This window comes from Lysinibacter cavernae (genome assembly GCF_011758565.1).
Classification (GTDB): Bacteria; Actinomycetota; Actinomycetes; order Actinomycetales; family Microbacteriaceae; genus Lysinibacter; species Lysinibacter cavernae.
In genome coordinates this window covers 1,352,158-1,371,350 of record NZ_JAAMOX010000001.1, presented here as the reverse complement: position 1 = coordinate 1,371,350, position 19,193 = coordinate 1,352,158, and the positions used below count along the sequence as shown (strand labels likewise).

The 19,193-nt window shown below is 57.6% G+C and carries 13 protein-coding genes and 3 rRNA genes; 14 read left to right on the top strand and 2 right to left on the bottom strand.

The features are described 5' to 3' along the window. Nucleotides 1-92 precede the first annotated feature (92 nt). Nucleotides 93-1,535: an argininosuccinate lyase gene (argH, locus tag FHX76_RS06165; RefSeq protein WP_167148933.1), complete on the top strand. Its 1,443-nt coding sequence runs from the start codon at nt 93-95 to the stop codon at nt 1,533-1,535. A 125-nt stretch (nt 1,536-1,660) separates the two neighbouring features. On the opposite strand, the gene FHX76_RS06160 is transcribed toward argH, so the two are convergent. Continuing rightward, the gene (locus FHX76_RS06160; protein WP_167148931.1) at nt 1,661-2,377 is read right to left on the bottom strand and encodes a hypothetical protein; all 717 of its coding nucleotides are present in this window, start codon (nt 2,375-2,377) and stop codon (nt 1,661-1,663) included. A gap of 130 nt (nt 2,378-2,507) precedes the next feature. Here FHX76_RS06160 and FHX76_RS06155 point away from each other — a divergent pair, with 130 nt between their 5' ends. Both FHX76_RS06155 and FHX76_RS06150 read left to right on the top strand, forming a co-directional pair. Further along, nucleotides 2,508-3,998 carry a sensor histidine kinase gene (locus FHX76_RS06155; protein WP_167148929.1) on the top strand — a complete coding sequence of 497 codons (1,491 nt, stop codon included), beginning with the start codon at nt 2,508-2,510 and terminating at the stop codon, nt 3,996-3,998. Continuing rightward, nucleotides 3,995-4,675: a response regulator gene (locus FHX76_RS06150; protein WP_167148927.1), complete on the top strand. Its 681-nt coding sequence runs from the start codon at nt 3,995-3,997 to the stop codon at nt 4,673-4,675. Before FHX76_RS06155 ends, FHX76_RS06150 begins: the two co-directional genes overlap by 4 nt. A gap of 33 nt (nt 4,676-4,708) precedes the next feature. Here the strand turns inward: FHX76_RS06150 and FHX76_RS06145 are convergent, their stop codons facing one another. After that, entirely contained in the window at nt 4,709-5,824 is a 1,116-nt protein-coding gene (locus tag FHX76_RS06145; RefSeq protein WP_167148925.1) for a lipid II:glycine glycyltransferase FemX, read from the bottom strand. A gap of 233 nt (nt 5,825-6,057) precedes the next feature. Between FHX76_RS06145 and tyrS the strand changes: the two genes are divergently transcribed. The 11 genes from tyrS (at nt 6,058) to FHX76_RS06090 (ending at nt 19,191) form a co-directional block, all read left to right on the top strand. Continuing rightward, nucleotides 6,058-7,353: a tyrosine--tRNA ligase gene (gene tyrS / locus FHX76_RS06140; protein ID WP_386762774.1), complete on the top strand. Its 1,296-nt coding sequence runs from the start codon at nt 6,058-6,060 to the stop codon at nt 7,351-7,353. 111 nt (nt 7,354-7,464) lie between these two features. Continuing rightward, nucleotides 7,465-8,004, top strand: a complete 540-nt coding sequence (locus tag FHX76_RS06135) for an SRPBCC family protein (RefSeq protein ID WP_167148921.1) — start codon at nt 7,465-7,467, stop codon at nt 8,002-8,004. Between the two features lie 846 nt (nt 8,005-8,850). Further along, nucleotides 8,851-10,371 (top strand): 16S ribosomal RNA (locus FHX76_RS06130). A gap of 461 nt (nt 10,372-10,832) precedes the next feature. After that, nucleotides 10,833-13,947, top strand: a 23S ribosomal RNA gene (locus FHX76_RS06125). A gap of 156 nt (nt 13,948-14,103) precedes the next feature. Then, nucleotides 14,104-14,220 (top strand): 5S ribosomal RNA (rrf, locus tag FHX76_RS06120). Together the 16S, 23S and 5S rRNA genes form the textbook arrangement of a ribosomal RNA operon. 445 nt (nt 14,221-14,665) lie before the next feature. After that, complete coding sequence (locus FHX76_RS06115) at nt 14,666-15,067, top strand: hypothetical protein (protein ID WP_167148919.1); 402 nt, start codon at nt 14,666-14,668, stop codon at nt 15,065-15,067. Nucleotides 15,068-15,148: 81 nt separating this feature from the next. Further along, on the top strand, nt 15,149-15,763 hold the full coding sequence (locus FHX76_RS06110) for a hypothetical protein (protein ID WP_167148917.1): 615 nt from the start codon (nt 15,149-15,151) through the stop codon (nt 15,761-15,763). Between the two features lie 11 nt (nt 15,764-15,774). Then, the gene (locus FHX76_RS06105; RefSeq protein ID WP_208402449.1) at nt 15,775-17,088 is read left to right on the top strand and encodes a tetratricopeptide repeat protein; all 1,314 of its coding nucleotides are present in this window, start codon (nt 15,775-15,777) and stop codon (nt 17,086-17,088) included. Then, nucleotides 17,057-18,088, top strand: a complete 1,032-nt coding sequence (locus FHX76_RS06100; protein WP_167148916.1) for an HAD-IIA family hydrolase — start codon at nt 17,057-17,059, stop codon at nt 18,086-18,088. Before FHX76_RS06105 ends, FHX76_RS06100 begins: the two co-directional genes overlap by 32 nt. A 124-nt stretch (nt 18,089-18,212) precedes the next feature. After that, nucleotides 18,213-18,371, top strand: coding sequence for a hypothetical protein (locus FHX76_RS06095; RefSeq protein ID WP_167148913.1), 159 nt, complete (start codon nt 18,213-18,215; stop codon nt 18,369-18,371). A 10-nt stretch (nt 18,372-18,381) separates the two neighbouring features. Next, nucleotides 18,382-19,191 carry a TlyA family RNA methyltransferase gene (locus tag FHX76_RS06090; RefSeq protein ID WP_167148911.1) on the top strand — a complete coding sequence of 270 codons (810 nt, stop codon included), beginning with the start codon at nt 18,382-18,384 and terminating at the stop codon, nt 19,189-19,191. Nucleotides 19,192-19,193 lie beyond the last annotated feature (2 nt).

Genomic DNA, 19,193 nt, shown 5'->3' with positions numbered 1-19,193 from the left:
GTCGTGCAGGACCGCCCCTTTGCGTTCGCTCACTCGTTTCATCTGATTCACCGCCGGGCAGCCGGCCACTACTCAAAAGCGCAGGACACACTATGACGGCAGCACAGAACACCCCAGAGAACCCGACAAATCGGGCCGCAGAAGCCGGCGCGCTCTGGGGCGGTCGCTTTGCGAACGGCCCGTCGCCCGCGCTGCAGCGCCTGAGCAAGTCAACGCAGTTCGACTGGGCGCTTGCCGATTACGACATCAGCGGGTCGAAGGCCCACGCAACGGCCCTCGCCGCGGCTGGTTATCTCACGGCAGATGAGCTCACGGCGATGCATGATGCGCTTGAGGTTCTTCGTGCAGACGTTGTGTCTGGGGCGTTTGTGGCAGCCGAAAGCGATGAGGATGTTCATTCCGCGCTTGAGCGTGGGCTTGTTGAGCGCGCCGGTGCAAACCTTGGTGGGAAGCTCCGCGCCGGACGTAGCCGTAACGACCAAATCGCGACGCTTGTTCGGTTGTACATGATTGATCATGAGGCCGTCATCCGTGGCCTGTTGGTTGACCTCATTGAGGTTATTGTTGGCCAGGCCGCCGCGCATCCTGGCGCCACAATGCCTGGTCGTACACACCTCCAGCACGCGCAGCCGGTGTTGCTCGCCCACCAGCTCGCCGCCCACGCGTGGCCGCTGGTGCGCGATCTTGACCGACTCCGTGACTGGTCAGTACGTGCGGCACGCTCGCCGTACGGCGCTGGCGCCCTAGCTGGAAGCTCGCTCGGCCTCGACCCTGCGCTTGTCGCGAGCGAACTTGGCCTCGGCGCTCCCTGTGACAACTCCATCGACGCAACATCCGCCCGCGATGTTGTTGCGGAGTTTGCGTTCATCCTCGCCCAGGTCGGTATCGATCTGTCTCGGTTCTCGGAGGAGATCATCCTCTGGGCAACGCGGGAGGTGAACTTCGTTCGTCTCCACGACAGCTTCTCGACTGGTTCGTCGATCATGCCGCAAAAGAAGAACCCAGACATTGCGGAGCTTGCGCGAGGAAAATCTGGTCGCCTCATCGGGAACCTCACCGGGCTTCTTGCCACGCTCAAAGCGCTGCCGCTTGCGTACAACCGCGACCTGCAGGAAGACAAAGAACCGGTATTCGACTCGGTCGACCAGCTTGAGGTGCTGCTTCCAGCATTCACCGGCATGATCGCCACGCTCACGTTTAATACCGAGCGAATGGCTGAGCTTGCGCCGCAGGGTTTCTCCCTTGCAACGGATGTCGCTGAGTGGCTCGTGAAGCAGGGTGTCATCTTCCGTGATGCCCACGAAATCTCTGGTGAACTTGTTCGTTTCTGCGAAGAACGCGGCCTCGAACTGCATGAGCCGACCGACGAGCAGCTTGCCTCAGTATCACCGCATCTGACCGCGGACGTTCGCAACGTGCTCACCGTTGACGGCTCTGTCAACAGCCGAGTAGGTATTGGCGGCACGGCGAGCGTCAGGGTGAACGAGCAGCTTGTAGAGCTCGCGCGCCTGGTGACGGCATTCAGGGCCGAGTAGCCTCCGAATAAACGCTCAATGCTCATGAGAAGCGCAGACTTGCGCATCTCATGAGCATTGTTGCGTGCCCGACAGGTCGTTTGAGCGTGCACCTGGTGACATCGTGCGATGCATCGGTGTTGCGGCTATCGTCGCTGTTCACGCTGTTCACGCTGTTCACGCTGTTCTCGCTGTTCACGCTGTTCTCGCTGTTCACGCTGCTCTGGTGCCGATCGGAATAGCACCGCATACACCGGTCCTGCAACAAACCAGATGGCGACCACGATGGTCAGGATGCGGGCCGTCGAAAACAGATGGTCGAACCCGTCTCCGTTGAGGATGCCAGCAAACGTGAGCTCAACGTCGCCCCAACCGGTTGTCAGCGTTTTCATGATGAGCAGCACGGGCACGCAGATCGCCCAGAGTGTCAGCATTCGCAGCCAGTCGTTCCACTGTTCCCGCACATAGGCTGGGCCGTTTTTGGGGCGGACCTGTTGTGTGGCCCCCGCAAAACGTACCGCGAACCACGCGTCTGCTTTGGTAATGATGTTGTGTCCAAAGCCAACCGTGAATCCGAGGTACAGGACGGCAAGCACATGCGACATATTCGGGATTGCCCCGCCGTGAAGGTCGATCACAACCAGGCTGACTAAGACCAGATCGAGCACCGGCACGCCAATGAGTAGGACGGTACTGAGGCGTCGGCGCTTCAAAACGTACCTGGCCAGGAGCCCACCAATCAAAAACAGCCAGAAGAAGAGTTCCACCCCAAGAATCGCCCAAATGATGAGGCTGTCGCCAAACACCTCCGTGAATGAATCTGCCGCCGTCTCCGCTGGCTTCAACTGCGTGATGAAGTTCATGTCTTCAGCTTCCCAATCCTGACCGAATTGGCGCGTCGGCCAGAGTGATGGTTTAGCCGGATCAGGTACATCCTTCGGTGTACACCGTTTGGGTGGCGACAGTGCCCAGCTGAGATGGTTGGATTGGGGTATGACCGATCCCGTTGAATCACACGCATCGGTCTTCATCGACCCATCCGCAAGAGATCAGGCCCATGCGTCGACAACGGAGGGGAGCGACGCCACACTGCAACGAGATGCAACCACGCGAACTGCAGGGTTAATGGCCTGGTCGCGTCGCCATCGTCATTCGCTCTATTCGCTTTCGGTCTGGGTCATCTCCGCGATGTTTACCCTTGCCGGATTCACGCTTGAACTCACAACCGACGATACTCAGCACGGTCCGACCATCTTTTCGTTAGCGAATCTTGTGGTGCTTGGGGTGCTTCACCTGTCTCGGCGCCGCTACCCGCGTGGTGTCTTGATCGTCGCAGCGCTCGCACTCGCTGCCGAGCTCATCCTGACCAGGGCGCTTTCCGTTGGAAGCCTGGTCTTGGCTATCGATCTGGTGTACCTGTATGTGGTGCAGGCCCGCTCGTCATGGCTGCCCACCTTCTCAACGCTGAGCGCCGTTGCCTCGATCGTTGTGCTGTTTGTGATCGTGCTGTGGGGACAGCAACTCGCGCCGATTATCGTGCTGATGCTCATGCTCGTATTGATCGTTGGAACAACCGTGTGGTGGGGAGAAAGCGTGCGATCATCGCGAGTGTTGGCGGAGAAAGAAACCGCGCGGGCATCCGCTATCGAGCGGCTGAGCGCGGCGGAAACGAAGCAGGCCCTCGCCGATACTCGTGCGTCAATTGGCAGGGACCTGCACGACACCATTTCGGGGCAACTTTCTGCAATCTCGATGAGGGCCGAAGCCACGCTGGCTGATTCAACCCTGAGCGATTCGTCGGCCGCGAATCTGGTAGCAATTCGAGCGTCGAGCCATGCGGCCCTGATCGAAATGCGCCACATGATCGAGGTACTTCGCGCCGAATCAGGCGAGGGGGACCCGGCGTCGCTGACACCAGGAGCAAGCACAGATTCTGGCATTGACCGAACCTCGGCCAACACCCTTGCCAATGTCCCTGCCCTCGTGCAGCTCGCGCTGCACCATGGAACCGTGGTGGGCGAGCAGATCGGAGTAGGTGTGAACGACGTTCCACGCGGTATCTCGACCGTCGGGTTTCGGGTTGTACAGGAGGGGCTCGCAAACGCGGTGAAACACGCTCCCCGTTTGCCGGTTGAACTGAATATTGATCTTGAGCCGGCGGGCTTGTCTGCTGCCCCTGCCCTCCTCATTACGCTTCGAAACCCAATGCCTGTGACCACCGATCGCCTTCAAGATACACGTTCTCCTGCCGAAGGAGAAGACGGTCGCGCTGAGAGGCATCTGGCAGAGGCCCCGTCAGAACAGTCACCTCACGCCGGCGGGGGAGCGGGGCTACTCGGGCTGAGAGAACGCCTGCAACTCGTCGGCGGTACCATGAGCGCTCAACACACTGGCGATGTTTGGACGCTGCACGCGCGGCTCCCGCTTCCTCATGAAACCATCGTTGACACCGCTGCACCAACCTCACAGGAGAACTCCTCATGACCATCCGCGTGCTGATCGCAGACGACCATGATGCCGTGCGCGCAGGGGTTAGGGCCCTCATCGAGACCGCATCCGATATCGCCGTTGTTGGTGAGGCATCCGATGGGGTCCAAGCTATCGAATTCGCTACAACAACCCCGTGCGACGTAGTGCTCATGGATGTGCAGATGCCAACAACCGACGGCCTGAGCGCAACGAGGCAAATCGTCGCGAGTGGTGGCCCACAAATCATCGTGCTCACAACATTCGGATTTGACGATTACGTTGACGATGCCCTGCTGTTCGGGGCGGCAGGGTTTCTGCTCAAGACGGTTGGACGAGAGGCGCTCATTGATGCCATTCGACGAGTGCACGCGGGGGAGTCCATCCTTGCCCCCGAGATTACAAAATCGCTTGTCCAACGATATCAACGGGCACGCAGTGGTCCTGAGGCCGTCAACGGCGATCAACAGGGCGGAGTATCCGACGACCTCGCCATCCCGCGGCAACGGCTCACCCAGCTCACCGATCGAGAACGGGAAGTGCTCAGGTGTCTTGGCAAGGGGCTCACCAATAGCGAAATCGCAACCGAGCTGTATATCAGCGAAAATACCGCAAAAACCCATGTTTCACGGGTGCTGAGCAAGCTGGGTCTCACCTCGCGGGTGCAGGCGGCCCTACTTTCGGCCTCCGCCTAGCGATAGTTGCGAACGGCGGTCGGGAAGCAGCTGCTAGAAGAAGACCTCGTGCTTGAACATCCGGTTGAGCTTATTCATCACCCGGTATCCGTAGCGGTTCCAGAGTGACACCGCGGAAGGCTTCAACACCATCTCGAAGCTGCCAAGACGATCGACCACTGTCTTATTGAATGACGTTTTAAACCGTCCGATGCCGTGGTACGGGTGATCCGTGTCTGAGAGTTGGTCGCTCGGCGGAGTGCCCATCATGTCGTAGGACGTGACCGCTGGGTCCTCCAATGCCCACTGGATGGCCTCCCACTGCAGCAGGTGGCTCGCGCCGTACGCAGGCCGGTCACGAACCGATGCGCCATCTTTGTAGAACGCCTTTGGCCCGTTCTTGACCACAAACGCTGCGGCAATGACGTTGCCCTCGAACATGGCAAAAAAGAGTCGAGCCTTGTCATCGCGGGCGAAGGCATCCCAAAACGTTGAGTAGTACTCGTACGTTCGGGTTGGGAAGTTTGAAGCGCGGGCCGTTTCTTCGAGCAGGTCAAACATGATGCGCTTGTTTTCTGGAGTCAACGGAACCGCTGAGGTTTCGACCCCATCTCTGCGGGCCCGGTTGACCGAGTATCGGCCGGGCTGCGGGAACGCTTTGAATACAGCTTCGGAACCTGGTGTGAGATCAAGCACGACGGTGTTGACGCTACCCGTCTGCAAATCGGTTGATTTGAGCAGGCCGTGTTCACGAAGCGTGCTGAGGTCCACCGAATCGGTGGTGAGCTCACTGTCAAGCTTCACGAGGAATGCCTTCTTGCTTGCAAACCAGGGACGAGCGGTGTCGGCAAAGTTCAGCAGCTGTTCTGCCGTTGCAAAGCAGGGTCCGTTTGGGATGTACCAGATGGTTCCCAGCAGGGGCACGCTGCGGCTGAGGGCAAGAAACGGGACTTCGGCGTTTGGAACGTCGCTGAGGATTGCGGAGTCCCCTTGGAACACGAGATAGTTTGCGGTCCAGCCAGACGAGGCTTTGGCGATCGCAAAACTGGTCGTCTGCAGCAGATTACCGCCGTTTGGCGTGGACCCGATGAGGGCGTCCCAGCTGGCTTTTTCGGTCTCTGATGCGTAGCGAATTGGGTAAACTGGCGCGGTATTCAGGGGTTTCTCCATAGGGCTACGCAGCGCGATATCCGCACTGCTTGCGTACCGCTCAATACTGCCACATCATCCTGCGCGGCCCCAGAGGCGGGCCGCCGGGAGCGGTTCATCGCGCGAGATGCCCGGCAACTGCTTCGCGTGCTTGGCCAAAGTTGTTCGGGCCGCGTGGATGTTGCCAGGCTTGACCTGCCAGGGAACGCATCGTTGATACGATGGCTAACGTGTCTGATCTGAACAATGAAGCGATGGCCCCGGTCATCCAACGCAACGACGCCTCCTTTGAGTTCCTCTGGGACGAACTGGTGTGGCGCGGTCTTGTCCACGTTTCAACCGATGCGAAGGCTCTTCGAGACCTGCTCGCCTCAGATCCCATCACCTACTATTGCGGGTTTGATCCAACCGCTCCCAGCCTCCACCTTGGCAACCTGGTTCAGCTGTTGTTCATGCGTCGCCTGCAACTTGCGGGCCACAAGCCGCTCGGACTCGTTGGAGGCTCCACCGGATTGGTCGGCGACCCGCGCCCGACGGCCGAGCGCACGCTCAACACCAAAGAGACGGTGGCCGAGTGGGTCGGGTACCTGCAGTCGCAGGTTCAGCGCATCCTAAGTTCTGAGGGCGAAAACGGGGTACGGATGGTCAACAACCTTGACTGGACCGCCCCGATGAGCGCAATCGACTTCTTGCGCGACGTTGGCAAGTACTACCGTGTTGGCACGATGCTCAAGAAGGATGCCGTGAGCGCCCGTCTCAACTCCGAGGCTGGCATTAGCTACACGGAGTTCAGCTACCAGATTCTGCAGGGGCTCGATTACCTCGAGCTCTACCGCCAGTACGACTGCGTCTTGCAGTCAGGTGGCAGTGATCAGTGGGGCAACCTCACGAGTGGCACCGATCTCATCCACAGGGCAGAGGGCGCGAGCGTGCACGCCATTGGTACGCCGCTTATTACCAACTCTGACGGCACCAAATTTGGTAAGAGCGAGGGCAACGCCATCTGGCTCGACCCCAAGATGGTTTCGCCATACGCGTTCTACCAGTTCTGGGTGAACACCGATGACGCCGACGTGGTCTCGCGACTCAAGATCTTTACCTTCCTGTCGCGCGAGGAGATCGAACAGATTGAGCAGGCGGTTGCTCACGAGCCGTTCAAACGCGAGGGACAGAAACGTCTTGCCTTTGAGGTGACCTCAACGGTCCACGGCGTTGAGGCAACGCGCGCGGCGATCGCGGCTTCGCAAGCGCTCTTCGGTCAGGGTGATCTTGCTGAACTCGATGAAGCCACGCTGGTATCGGCCGTTGCCGAACTGCCGCAGGCAACCGCATCCGTTGGCGACTCGGTTGCTCAGCTGCTGGTCGACACGTCGTTGACCAAGAGTTTGAGCGAATCGCGCCGAGCTCTTGAGCAGGGCGGGGTCTACCTCAACAACGCAAAGGTCGAGGGTGCGGATGCCGTGCTCGAGGCTGACCACCTGCTGTCGGGCGGTCGTGCGGTGCTGCGTCGCGGTAAGCGTACCCTCGCCGCAATTACGACGGCAGCCTAAACAGATGGCCTTGGCAATGCCCGGAGCGGTTCACCGCTGCCGGGCATTGCTGTGTCTAGACCGCTTGGCTCTGCCGGATGCTGTGCGCACCCCGACCGAGACAGCCTCCTAATGGCCTCATCGTTTTCCGTCACCACGATCTGTGATGCGTCGGCCGAGGAAATGTTTCACCGTTCGTTGAGCATCGACGCTCATCTTGATTCGCTGCGTCATACCGGGGAGCGCGTCGTTGGGGGAGTGGCCTCCGGACAGATCGGACTCGGCGAGACCGTCACTTGGAGCGCGCGGCACTTTGGCATTCGCTTTCGCCTCACGAGCCTCATTAGGGAGCTTGACCCTGGCCGACGCTTCGTTGACGCCCAGGTTCGCGGACCCTTTGCGCGTTTTGTGCACACGCACACCTTCCAAGATGTGCAACCATCGGCGATAGTACTTGCTGGTGCTGGTGCTGGTGCTGGTGCTGGTGCTGGTGCTGATGCTGGTGCAGGTGAACCCGTCCATGACATGAATCTCCCGAGGTCCATCATGATCGACGAGATTTCATACGCGGCACCCTTTGGTGTGCTGGGACGCTTGGTTGAGCGGACCATCCTCACCCGATACCTGACCACGCTCATCCAAACTCGAGGCGACACTCTCGCATCCCCGTAGCACTCGTTGCACCCTCGACTTCCCGCCCCGCCAACCCAACCCAACCCAACCTCGCCTCGCCCAACCCCTTCCAACCGACCTCTCTCCGTCGAGCCCCTCTCTCCGCAACTTGAACTCTCCTCCTCACTCTTTCCTGTCTCCGACCTTCCCGCCTCCGACCCCCACCTGCATCTATTTGTGACTTTCTGTTCCCTTTTCTGGGTTTTTTGGCAGAAACTCGCAAATGGATGTGGGGTTGTGGGGTGCGACACGCCCGGGATGTTTGGTTGGGGAAAGTCGTTTTTGTTGGTTTGTCGGGGTTTTTGGGGTGGTGTGGTGGTTTTGGATTTGCGGAGGTGTCGTATTCGCCGTAATGTATTCCAAGTACCCCAAAGGTGCGGCAGAGCGGATTGCTCGCCGGCCTCAAGTGGGACCACTTATCTCACCGAGATTGTTTCAGGCGCATTTGTGTTTGTTGCGGTTTAGTGTGAAGATATAACTCCCGCTCTTGTGAGAGTCAGGTTCGGTTTCTTCGCGTCAAATAATTTGCGAGAAACACGATTTGACAGGAACTCCAGGAGCTGGTAGGATAGAGAAGTTGCCTAGAGGGCAGGTTGAGAAACTGAAACTCTAGTGCGTCTGGTCCTTGAGAACTCAACAGCGTGCACAATGTCAAATGCCAAAAAGACTCGTTAGCTCAACCTATCTGGTTGGGTGAAGAGATTCCTTTGGAAAAATATTGAACAACAAAGCAAGTCAGTAATGATTTGTTCTGTCAGTTTCGAACTCGCAGCCTTTTCCGCCTATTCCGGTGGTTGGGCTGCTTTATGTTTAGCGCAGGCCTTTTGGTTTGTTGCTTGTTAATCATTTACGGAGAGTTTGATCCTGGCTCAGGACGAACGCTGGCGGCGTGCTTAACACATGCAAGTCGAACGATGAAGCTGGAGCTTGCTCTGGTGGATTAGTGGCGAACGGGTGAGTAACACGTGAGTAACCTGCCCTTGACTCTGGGATAAGCACTGGAAACGGTGTCTAATACCGGATACGAGCTTCCGCCGCATGGTGAGGAGCTGGAAAGAATTTCGGTCAAGGATGGACTCGCGGCCTATCAGCTAGTTGGTGAGGTAATGGCTCACCAAGGCGACGACGGGTAGCCGGCCTGAGAGGGTGACCGGCCACACTGGGACTGAGACACGGCCCAGACTCCTACGGGAGGCAGCAGTGGGGAATATTGCACAATGGGCGAAAGCCTGATGCAGCAACGCCGCGTGAGGGACGAAGGCCTTCGGGTTGTAAACCTCTTTTAGTAGGGAAGAAGCGAAAGTGACGGTACCTGCAGAAAAAGCACCGGCTAACTACGTGCCAGCAGCCGCGGTAATACGTAGGGTGCAAGCGTTGTCCGGAATTATTGGGCGTAAAGAGCTCGTAGGCGGTTTGTCGCGTCTGCTGTGAAAACTGGAGGCTCAACCTCCAGCCTGCAGTGGGTACGGGCAGACTAGAGTGCGGTAGGGGAGATTGGAATTCCTGGTGTAGCGGTGGAATGCGCAGATATCAGGAGGAACACCGATGGCGAAGGCAGATCTCTGGGCCGTAACTGACGCTGAGGAGCGAAAGCATGGGGAGCGAACAGGATTAGATACCCTGGTAGTCCATGCCGTAAACGTTGGGAACTAGATGTAGGGGCCATTCCACGGTTTCTGTGTCGCAGCTAACGCATTAAGTTCCCCGCCTGGGGAGTACGGCCGCAAGGCTAAAACTCAAAGGAATTGACGGGGGCCCGCACAAGCGGCGGAGCATGCGGATTAATTCGATGCAACGCGAAGAACCTTACCAAGGCTTGACATATACCGGAAACGGCTAGAGATAGTCGCCCCGCAAGGTCGGTATACAGGTGGTGCATGGTTGTCGTCAGCTCGTGTCGTGAGATGTTGGGTTAAGTCCCGCAACGAGCGCAACCCTCGTCCTATGTTGCCAGCACGTAATGGTGGGAACTCATGGGAGACTGCCGTGGTCAACACGGAGGAAGGTGGGGATGACGTCAAATCATCATGCCCCTTATGTCTTGGGCTTCACGCATGCTACAATGGCCGGTACAAAGGGCTGCAATACCGTAAGGTGGAGCGAATCCCAAAAAGCCGGTCTCAGTTCGGATTGAGGTCTGCAACTCGACCTCATGAAGTTGGAGTCGCTAGTAATCGCAGATCAGCAACGCTGCGGTGAATACGTTCCCGGGCCTTGTACACACCGCCCGTCAAGTCATGAAAGTCGGTAACACCCAACGCCAGTGGCCTAACCTTCGGGAGGGAGCTGTCTAAGGTGGGATCGGTGATTAGGACTAAGTCGTAACAAGGTAGCCGTACCGGAAGGTGCGGCTGGATCACCTCCTTTCTAAGGAGCATCTGGCAGTCTTCGGATTGTCCAGGCGCCAGATCGAGACCGACTGTGTCTCGCTGGTAGCTCATGGGTGGAACATTGACATTGATACATCGCACCGGATGGTGTGGGGGTAGTACGGTAGCTTCGGTTACTTGGAACGTCTCGCATGGTTTTGGTTCGTTGTTTGCACGCTGTTGGGTCCTGAGGGACCAGATACTGATCGCCGTTTGGTGGTTGGGTCTGAACCTCTGGATCCTTTTGATGTTGGAGCAGCGCTTCAGCGGAGATTGGGTACCGCCCGTATTTTGAGAACTACACAGTGGACGCGAGCATCTTGGATGCAAACGCAATGTTTTGAAGCCTTCTTCCAAGGGGGTGGATGGTGTTGGGTTTGTGTCTAAACAAGATCTTAAATATATAGATCATTGGTCAATTTTTTCTTAACGAAATGAATTCGATTCAATCTCATGTGATTTCAAGTTTTTAAGAGCAAACGGTGAATGCCTTGGCATCTGGAGCCGAAGAAGGACGTAGTAATCTGCGATAAGCCTCGGGGAGTTGATAAACGAACTTTGATCCGAGGATGTCCGAATGGGGAAACCCCGCTGGGCCAGCGATGGACCCGGTGACTCCCGCCTGAATATATAGGGCGGGTAGAGGGAACGTGGGGAAGTGAAACATCTCAGTACCCACAGGAAGAGAAAACAACAGTGATTCCGCTAGTAGTGGCGAGCGAACGCGGATCAGGCTAAACCGAGCATGTGTGATATCCGGCAGGAGTTGCATGTTCGGGGTTGTGGGACTTTTCATTGGCTTCTGCCGAAGCCTGAGAGTTAGAACGTTGTATAGGCGAATGGCTTGGAAAGGTCAATCATAGAGGGTGATAATCCCGTAGTCGAAATGCAGCAATCGCTCGAAGAGTATCCCAAGTAGCACGGGGCCCGAGAAATCCCGTGTGAATCAGTCAGGACCACCTGATAAGCCTAAATACTCCCAGATGACCGATAGTGAACAAGTACCGTGAGGGAAAGGTGAAAAGTACCCCGGGAGGGGAGTGAAATAGTACCTGAAACCGTTTGCTTACAATCCGTTGGAGCAGCCTTGTAGCTGTGACAGCGTGCCTTTTGAAGAATGAGCCTGCGAGTTAGTGATATGTGGCGAGGTTAACCTGTGAGGGGAAGCCGTAGCGAAAGCGAGTCTGAATAGGGCGAATGAGTCGCATGTTCTAAACCCGAAGCGAAGTGATCTATCCATGGCCAGGTTGAAGCGCGTGTAAGAGCGCGTGGAGGACCGAACCCACTTAGGTTGAAAACTGAGGGGATGAGCTGTGGATAGGGGTGAAAGGCCAATCAAACTTCGTGATAGCTGGTTCTCTCCGAAATGCATTTAGGTGCAGCGTTGCGTGTTTCTTACCGGAGGTAGAGCTACTGGATGGCCGATGGGCCCCAAAAGGTTACTGACGTCAGCCAAACTCCGAATGCCGGTAAGTGAGAGCGCAGCAGTGAGACTGTGGGGGATAAGCTTCATAGTCGAGAGGGAAACAACCCAGATCACCAAATAAGGTCCCAAAGCGTGTGCTAAGTGGAAAAGGATGTGGAGCTGCTTAGACAACCAGGAGGTTGGCTTAGAAGCAGCCACCCTTGAAAGAGTGCGTAATAGCTCACTGGTCAAGTGGTTCCGCGCCGACAATGTAACGGGGCTCAAGCACACCACCGAATTTGTGACATTCATATTATTGGTAGGCCTTCGTGGTCCAGCCGTATGGATGGGTAGGAGAGCGTCGTGTGGGCAGTGAAGCGGCGGTGGAAACCAGCCGTGGAGACTACACGAGTGAGAATGCAGGCATGAGTAGCGAAAGACGGGTGAGAAACCCGTCCTCCGGAAGACCAAGGGTTCCAGGGTCAAGCTAATCTTCCCTGGGTAAGTCGGGACCTAAGGCGAGGCCGACAGGCGTAGTCGATGGACAACGGGTTGATATTCCCGTACCGGCGAAAAACCGCCCAAGACAATCTAGTAGTGCTAAGAGTCCTAAGTCCGGGCATGATCACCTTCGGGTGTGAGTGCGCGGGGATAACGCTCGAACCCGTTCTAGTGCGTTTAGCGTATTAACAGGTGTGACGCAGGAAGGTAGTCAATCCCGGGCGATGGTTGTCCCGGGCTAAGGATGTAGGACGAATGGTAGGCAAATCCGCCATTCATATAGTCTGAGATCCGATGGGGAGTCTTAAGTGACGAAGTTGATGATCCTATGCTGCCGAGAAAAGCATCGACGCGAGGTTTTAGCCGCCCGTACCCCAAACCGACTCAGGTGGTCAGGTAGAGAATACTAAGGAGATCGAGAGAATCGTGGTTAAGGAACTCGGCAAAATGCCCCCGTAACTTCGGGAGAAGGGGGGCCTGAGGCGTTAACGGACTTGCTCCGTGAAGCGTTTGAAGGCCGCAGAGACCAGTGGGAAGCGACTGTTTACTAAAAACACAGGTCCGTGCGAAGACGCAAGTCGATGTATACGGACTGACGCCTGCCCGGTGCTGGAAGGTTAAGAGGAAGGGTTAGCTTCGGCGAAGCTCTGAATTTAAGCCCCAGTAAACGGCGGTGGTAACTATAACCATCCTAAGGTAGCGAAATTCCTTGTCGGGTAAGTTCCGACCTGCACGAATGGCGTAACGACTTCCCAGCTGTCTCAACCGCGAACTCGGCGAAATTGCATTACGAGTAAAGATGCTCGTTACGCGCAGCAGGACGGAAAGACCCCGTGACCTTTACTATAGTTTGGTATTGGTGTTCGGTGTGGCTTGTGTAGGATAGGTGGGAGACTTTGAAGCTTGGACGCTAGTTCAGGTGGAGTCATTGTTGAAATACCACTCTGGTCATATTGGATATCTAACTTCGAACCCTAATCGGGTTCAGGGACAGTGCCTGATGGGTAGTTTAACTGGGGCGGTTGCCTCCTAAAAAGTAACGGAGGCGCCCAAAGGTTCCCTCAACCTGGTTGGCAATCAGGTGGCGAGTGTAAGTGCACAAGGGAGCTTGACTGTGAGACTGACAGGTCGAACAGGGACGAAAGTCGGGACTAGTGATCCGGCAGTGGCTTGTGGAAGCGCTGTCGCTCAACGGATAAAAGGTACCTCGGGGATAACAGGCTGATCTTGCCCAAGAGTCCATATCGACGGCATGGTTTGGCACCTCGATGTCGGCTCGTCGCATCCTGGGGCTGGAGTAGGTCCCAAGGGTTGGGCTGTTCGCCCATTAAAGCGGTACGCGAGCTGGGTTTAGAACGTCGTGAGACAGTTCGGTCCCTATCCGCTGCGCGCGTAAGAAATTTGAGAGGATCTGACCCTAGTACGAGAGGACCGGGTTGGACGAACCTCTGGTGTGTCAGTTGTTCCGCCAGGAGCACCGCTGATTAGCTACGTTCGGAATGGATAACCGCTGAAAGCATCTAAGCGGGAAGCCGGCCTCAAGATGAGATTTCTATCCCTTCGGGGGAGAGGCTCCCAGTAGACGACTGGGTTGATAGGCTGGATGTGGAAGTGAGGACTAAAGACTCATGGAGCTGACCAGTACTAATAAGCCGATAACTTGATAACACTTTCTATACTTGATAATTTCTTGTTGTGATGTTTGCGTCCACTTTGTGGTTCTCGATATACGGTCGGGAACACACAGAATGAAGAACAACTTTTGTTGCTTTGTTTTGTCGAAACCTGGCATCCCGCCATTTGTTGGTGGGTTGTCGATAGTGTTTCGGCGGCTATAGCGCGAGGGAAACGCCCGGTTACATTCCGAACCCGGAAGCTAAGACTCGCAGCGCCGATGGTACTGCAGGGGGGACCCTGTGGGAGAGTAGGTCACCGCCGGACTTCTTTTATAAGAGGTTGAGCCCCGCATACCTGTTGGTGTGTGGGGCTCCCTTGTTTAACCCAAACAAACGGGAGTCAGCTGCCGGGTTGATACGCGGGGCCATAAAGGATTCTTTTTGTGCTTCCAATTCTCTGCGCTCAGTCTTCAGAGTCTTGCGCAGAACTGACAACGCGTCCACTGAGAGATGAATCCCATTTGGGAATCTTGTGAGGCCTCGTGCCAAACTTCAGGTTTTCTCCGATACGCTGGTAACCGTTGGTTTCGTTCTGAGAAACCTCACGACCTTTTCATAAATCCACAGCAGAAGATTTACCGTGTCGCGTAGGCCACGTCGCCGCGCGTCATCCGGCACATAAATGCCAACCATTACGAGGAGAAACATGTCCGATAACGCTCAACCCGAAAAATACGAGCGTCCCGACGCTCCTCGCAAATCTTCTGCCGATGACCGATACGGTAAGTCTGCTCCGCTGCGCCGTGACAACAGTTCGAACGGTTCGTCACCTGATCGAGCCGGAGATCGCGGATCGTATGCCGATCGCCCACATCGAGACGAGCGGACGCAACAGGGGAGCAACCGGTCTTACAACGACCGGGACAAAACTGGCGGACGCCCGCAACGCTCAGCTGACCGTCCGTATGGCTCGGATCGACCTGGACGTTCTGGAGACCGCCCGTACAACTCGGATCGACCTCAGCGTTCCGGTGACCGGCCCTACAACTCTGACCGTCCCGCGCGTGCTTCTGATCGTTCTCAGGGTTCGGACCGTCCACAGCGTTCGAACGACCGTTCATACGGTGCCGATCGTTCGCAGCAGCGCTCGGGAGAGCGTTCGTACGGGGTAGATCGACAAGGGGTAGATCGACAGGGCCGCGAGGATCGTCCGTATAACTCTGATCGTTCGGCACGTTCCGGTGATCGTCCGTATGGTTCGGATCGCCCACGTCGTGATGATCGCGCGCCGCGTGGTGATCGTCCGTATGGCTCAGACCGATCGGCGCGTTCCACGGATCGCCCTGCACGTTCCGGTGATCGTCCGTATAACTCTGATCGTCCGGCGCGTTCTGGTGACCGCCCGTATAACTCTGATCGCCCTGCGCGCTCCGGTGATCGGCCGTACAACTCTGATCGCCCAGCACGCTCCGGTGATCGTCCGTATAACTCTGATCGCTCCGCACGCTCAGGCGATCGCCCCTATAACTCAGAACGACCTCAACGGGCCGGTGACCGCCCCTATAGTTCGGATCGCCCACGTCGTGATGATCGAGCACCACGTAGCGACCGTCCGTACAACTCAGAACGTCCAGCGCGTTCCGGCGACCGTCCCCAGCGTGATGATAGGGCGCCCCGTCGTGATGACCGTCAGCAAGGCTCCGGATACGGACGCGCAGAGCGCGGCGGGCGTCCGGATCGCCCAGGTCGTCCCGACATGGGGAAGCGTGGCGACAGCCGTGATGGACGTGGCGGGCGTGACCGTGAACCCTCACGTTATGTTCGCACCGATGACAAGAGCGGCGACCGCCGCGAATACCGTGAGCTGACCGAAGAGGAAATGTTAGCGCGCGAGCTGAAGAGCGTTCGCACGCGCCACGAGGATCCCGAGTTTCCGAAGGATCTCACCCCCAAAGATTTGAACAAGGGCGCCCGTTTTGAGCTCAAGACGCTGACGCCGGAGAACGCGGACAACGTCGCAATGCACCTTGCGATGGCCGCACGCCTCATCGACAGCGATCCGGAGTTGGCTCACCAGCACGCAATCTCTGCGTCTCGGCGAGCCGGACGTATCGCGATTGTCCGTGAGACGTTGGCGATCACGGCGTACACGACGGGTGATTTTGCCTTGGCCCTTCGCGAGCTGCGCACCTACCGCCGTATCTCGGGATCCGACAACCAGCTTGCGCTCATGATTGACTGCGAACGAGGCCTTGGACGTCCAGACAAGGCTCTTGAACTCGGCACAACCGTTGAGCGAAGCAGCCTTCCTGCCGACGTGCAGGTCTCGGTTGCAATTGCACTTTCCGGGGCGCGTCTTGACCAGGGACAGCCAGATCGGGCCCTTGACGAGCTCGAGATTCCGCAGCTCGACCCCAACCGTGCGTACAGCTTCAGCCCCGACCTGTTTGCTGCCTACGGTGAGGTCCTCGAGGAGCTCGGACGGGTTGACGAGGCCGCTGTGTGGCGCAAGCGCGCCGAAATTGCGTTTGAGGCGCTTCAGGAGAAGTACGGCAACGACGAGACCATGGACATTCTTGACGTCTTCGACGAGGAGCTTGCCTACGAGATCGACTCGGCAGATGCAGCGGCGAAGTGGGAAGCCGAAGCTCCAGCACGGGAGGCTGCTCGTCGTGAAGCTGAGGCAATCGCCGAGGCCGAACGTCGTGAGCTCGAAGAGTGGGAAAATGAAGGACTTGATGCTGAGACAGTTGTAGATGCTGATGCTGATGCTGATGCTGATGCTGATGCTGATGCTGAAGACGATAGCGATAGCGATAGCACGGCGGCTGACGCGCTGGCTGAGGGCGATTCGGGCAGCTTGGAACGGTCAGAGGGAGAGAGCGTTGAGGTGCCGGCAGTGGAGCCGACCGAAATCGAGGCTACCGAAATCGAGGCTACAGAAACCGAAGATGCACACGCTGTGTCGGTGGATGCTGTGCTGCGAGACGCTGCGGCAGTTGACGCAGTTGACGCAGTTGACGCAGTTGGCGCAGCTGACGTAGACGCTGCGCCGGAAGACTCTGCGGACACGGACGCCGCACCGTCAGTGTCGGCGACGGCAGACGGCGATACAACAGATATCCAGACGACCGAGACCCCTAACGAAAGCGGTGACAACGATGGCGCTCTTTCGCCAGAAGACCACTCCTAACGGACCCTCGCCCCTCCACAGCATCGACTTGGTACTCGCCGATCTTGACGGGGTTGTCTATAAGGGGCCAGCGGCGCTTCCGCACGCGGTTGAGAGCCTCAACGCGGCGGCGGAGTCGGTTCGTGTTGCTTACATCACAAACAACGCCTCACGAACAGACGCAACCGTTGCAACTCATCTGAGCGACCTTGGGCTAAACGTTGCTCCTTCGGATGTTGTGACCTCCCCGCAGGCGGCGGTGACGCTCCTCGCTGAGCTCGTTCCTGCCGGTTCTACGGTGTTGGTAGTTGGTGGCGACGGGCTCGTTGTTGAGGTTGAGCGCGCCGGTTTTACGGTCACACGTTCGGCCGATGATGCGCCTGCCGCGGTCATCCAAGGATTTGCCCCAGAGGTCGGCTGGACCCAGCTGGCTGAGGCAGCATTTGCGCTTGCCGCGCCAGAGGGCGAAACCGGTATTCCGTGGGTCGCAACAAACACTGACTGGACTATCCCCGTGGCCCGCGGGCTCGCCCCCGGCAACGGCACGCTCGTGTCGGCAGTGCACACCGCGGTTGGTCGGCTCCCCGTTTTTGCGGGTAAGCCTGAGGTGGCGATTTTTGACGAGGCGTTCCAACGCTTTGGATCTCGAAATGCCCTCATGATTGGAGACCGCCTGGATACTGACATCCTTGGCGCCCAGCGTGCCGGCATCCGCTCGGTCCATGTCATGACCGGAGTTGATCGAGCGAAGCAGTTACTTGCCGCCGATAAGACGATGCGTCCCGATTTCATCCTTGGTGACCTGCGCGAATTGCACGAGCCGTATCCTGAGTCTGTTGTGAACGCAAAAGAGAACAGCGTGCGTGTTGGGGATGCTGAGGTGCGGATGCGTTCGAACGTTGTCGAGATTGTGCGTCACGGCGACGACAAACTCAACCTTCTGCGGGCAGGGTGCCACGTTATCTGGGGCTCAGGCTTGGCCATTTACGGCCTCGAGGTTCCGGCGGAACTGTACTCGTAATCGCGGAGGCATCCCCGGCTCGTGGGGTGCATTCTTCGTCGTGGGGTGCAAAAAAATGCGCCCCACGAGCAGAAATGCGCCCCGCGAGGCGGGGATATGTGAGCGACGCGGTAGCCTTGAACCCATGAACGATTTTCCGAGTGAAGCCCCATCGCGAGACGATGGTCTGCTTTCGCAGCTCACGGTGATCGAAGAGCAACCGCTCGAACGACGGGCAGAGGCCTATCTCAGCATCCACGCCGAGCTGCAAGCGCAGCTTGAGGGTGGGGATATTCATCGATGAAAGGGCGGCAATGGCCGATCTACGATTGGACGCCGCACTTGCCGACAGGGGACTCGTTCGTTCAAGGAGCCACGCCAACACGTTGATCTCCGCGGGCGATGTTACCGTCGACGGCGTTGTGGTCACCAAAGCATCGCTCAAGGTGTCGCCCTCGCAACAGCTTGAGGTGAACACGCTCGACCGCTTTGTGAGTAGAGCCGCACACAAATTAGTTGGTGCCCTCGACGCGTTTACCGACGTTGCTGTTGCCGGGCGCCTTGCAATGGATGTTGGCGCCTCAACTGGCGGGTTCAGCCAGGTGCTCCTTGAACGCGGCGCCCGGAAGGTGCTCGCCATTGAGGTTGGTCACGACCAGCTTGCCCCCGAGCTGTACGACGTCGACGAACTCGTATTGGTCGAGGGCTTTAACGCGCGTTACATGACCGCAGAAACGCTCGCTGAAGCCACGGGGGTTGCAGAATCCCCAGACCTCGTTGTCGCCGATCTCTCGTTTATCTCGCTGACAACGGTCCTTCCCGCCCTGCGACAGAGCAGCGCGCCGGATGCTGATTTTGTGTTGCTCATTAAGCCGCAGTTTGAGGTTGGCAGGGGCGGAGTGAAGGCAGGGGTCGTGACGAGGCCAGAAGAGCGTGCCAATGCCATCCGCCTGGTGCTTGACGCCGCTTGGGAGCTTGGCCTCGGTGCCGCTGGACTCATCAACTCACCAATTGTCGGTAGCGCGGGTAACCATGAATATGTTGTGTGGTTGAGCGCCACGCACGGCAAGAATCCGACAGAATGGATACAGACCACCGCAACGCTGACTCAGACAGGAGCTTGAGC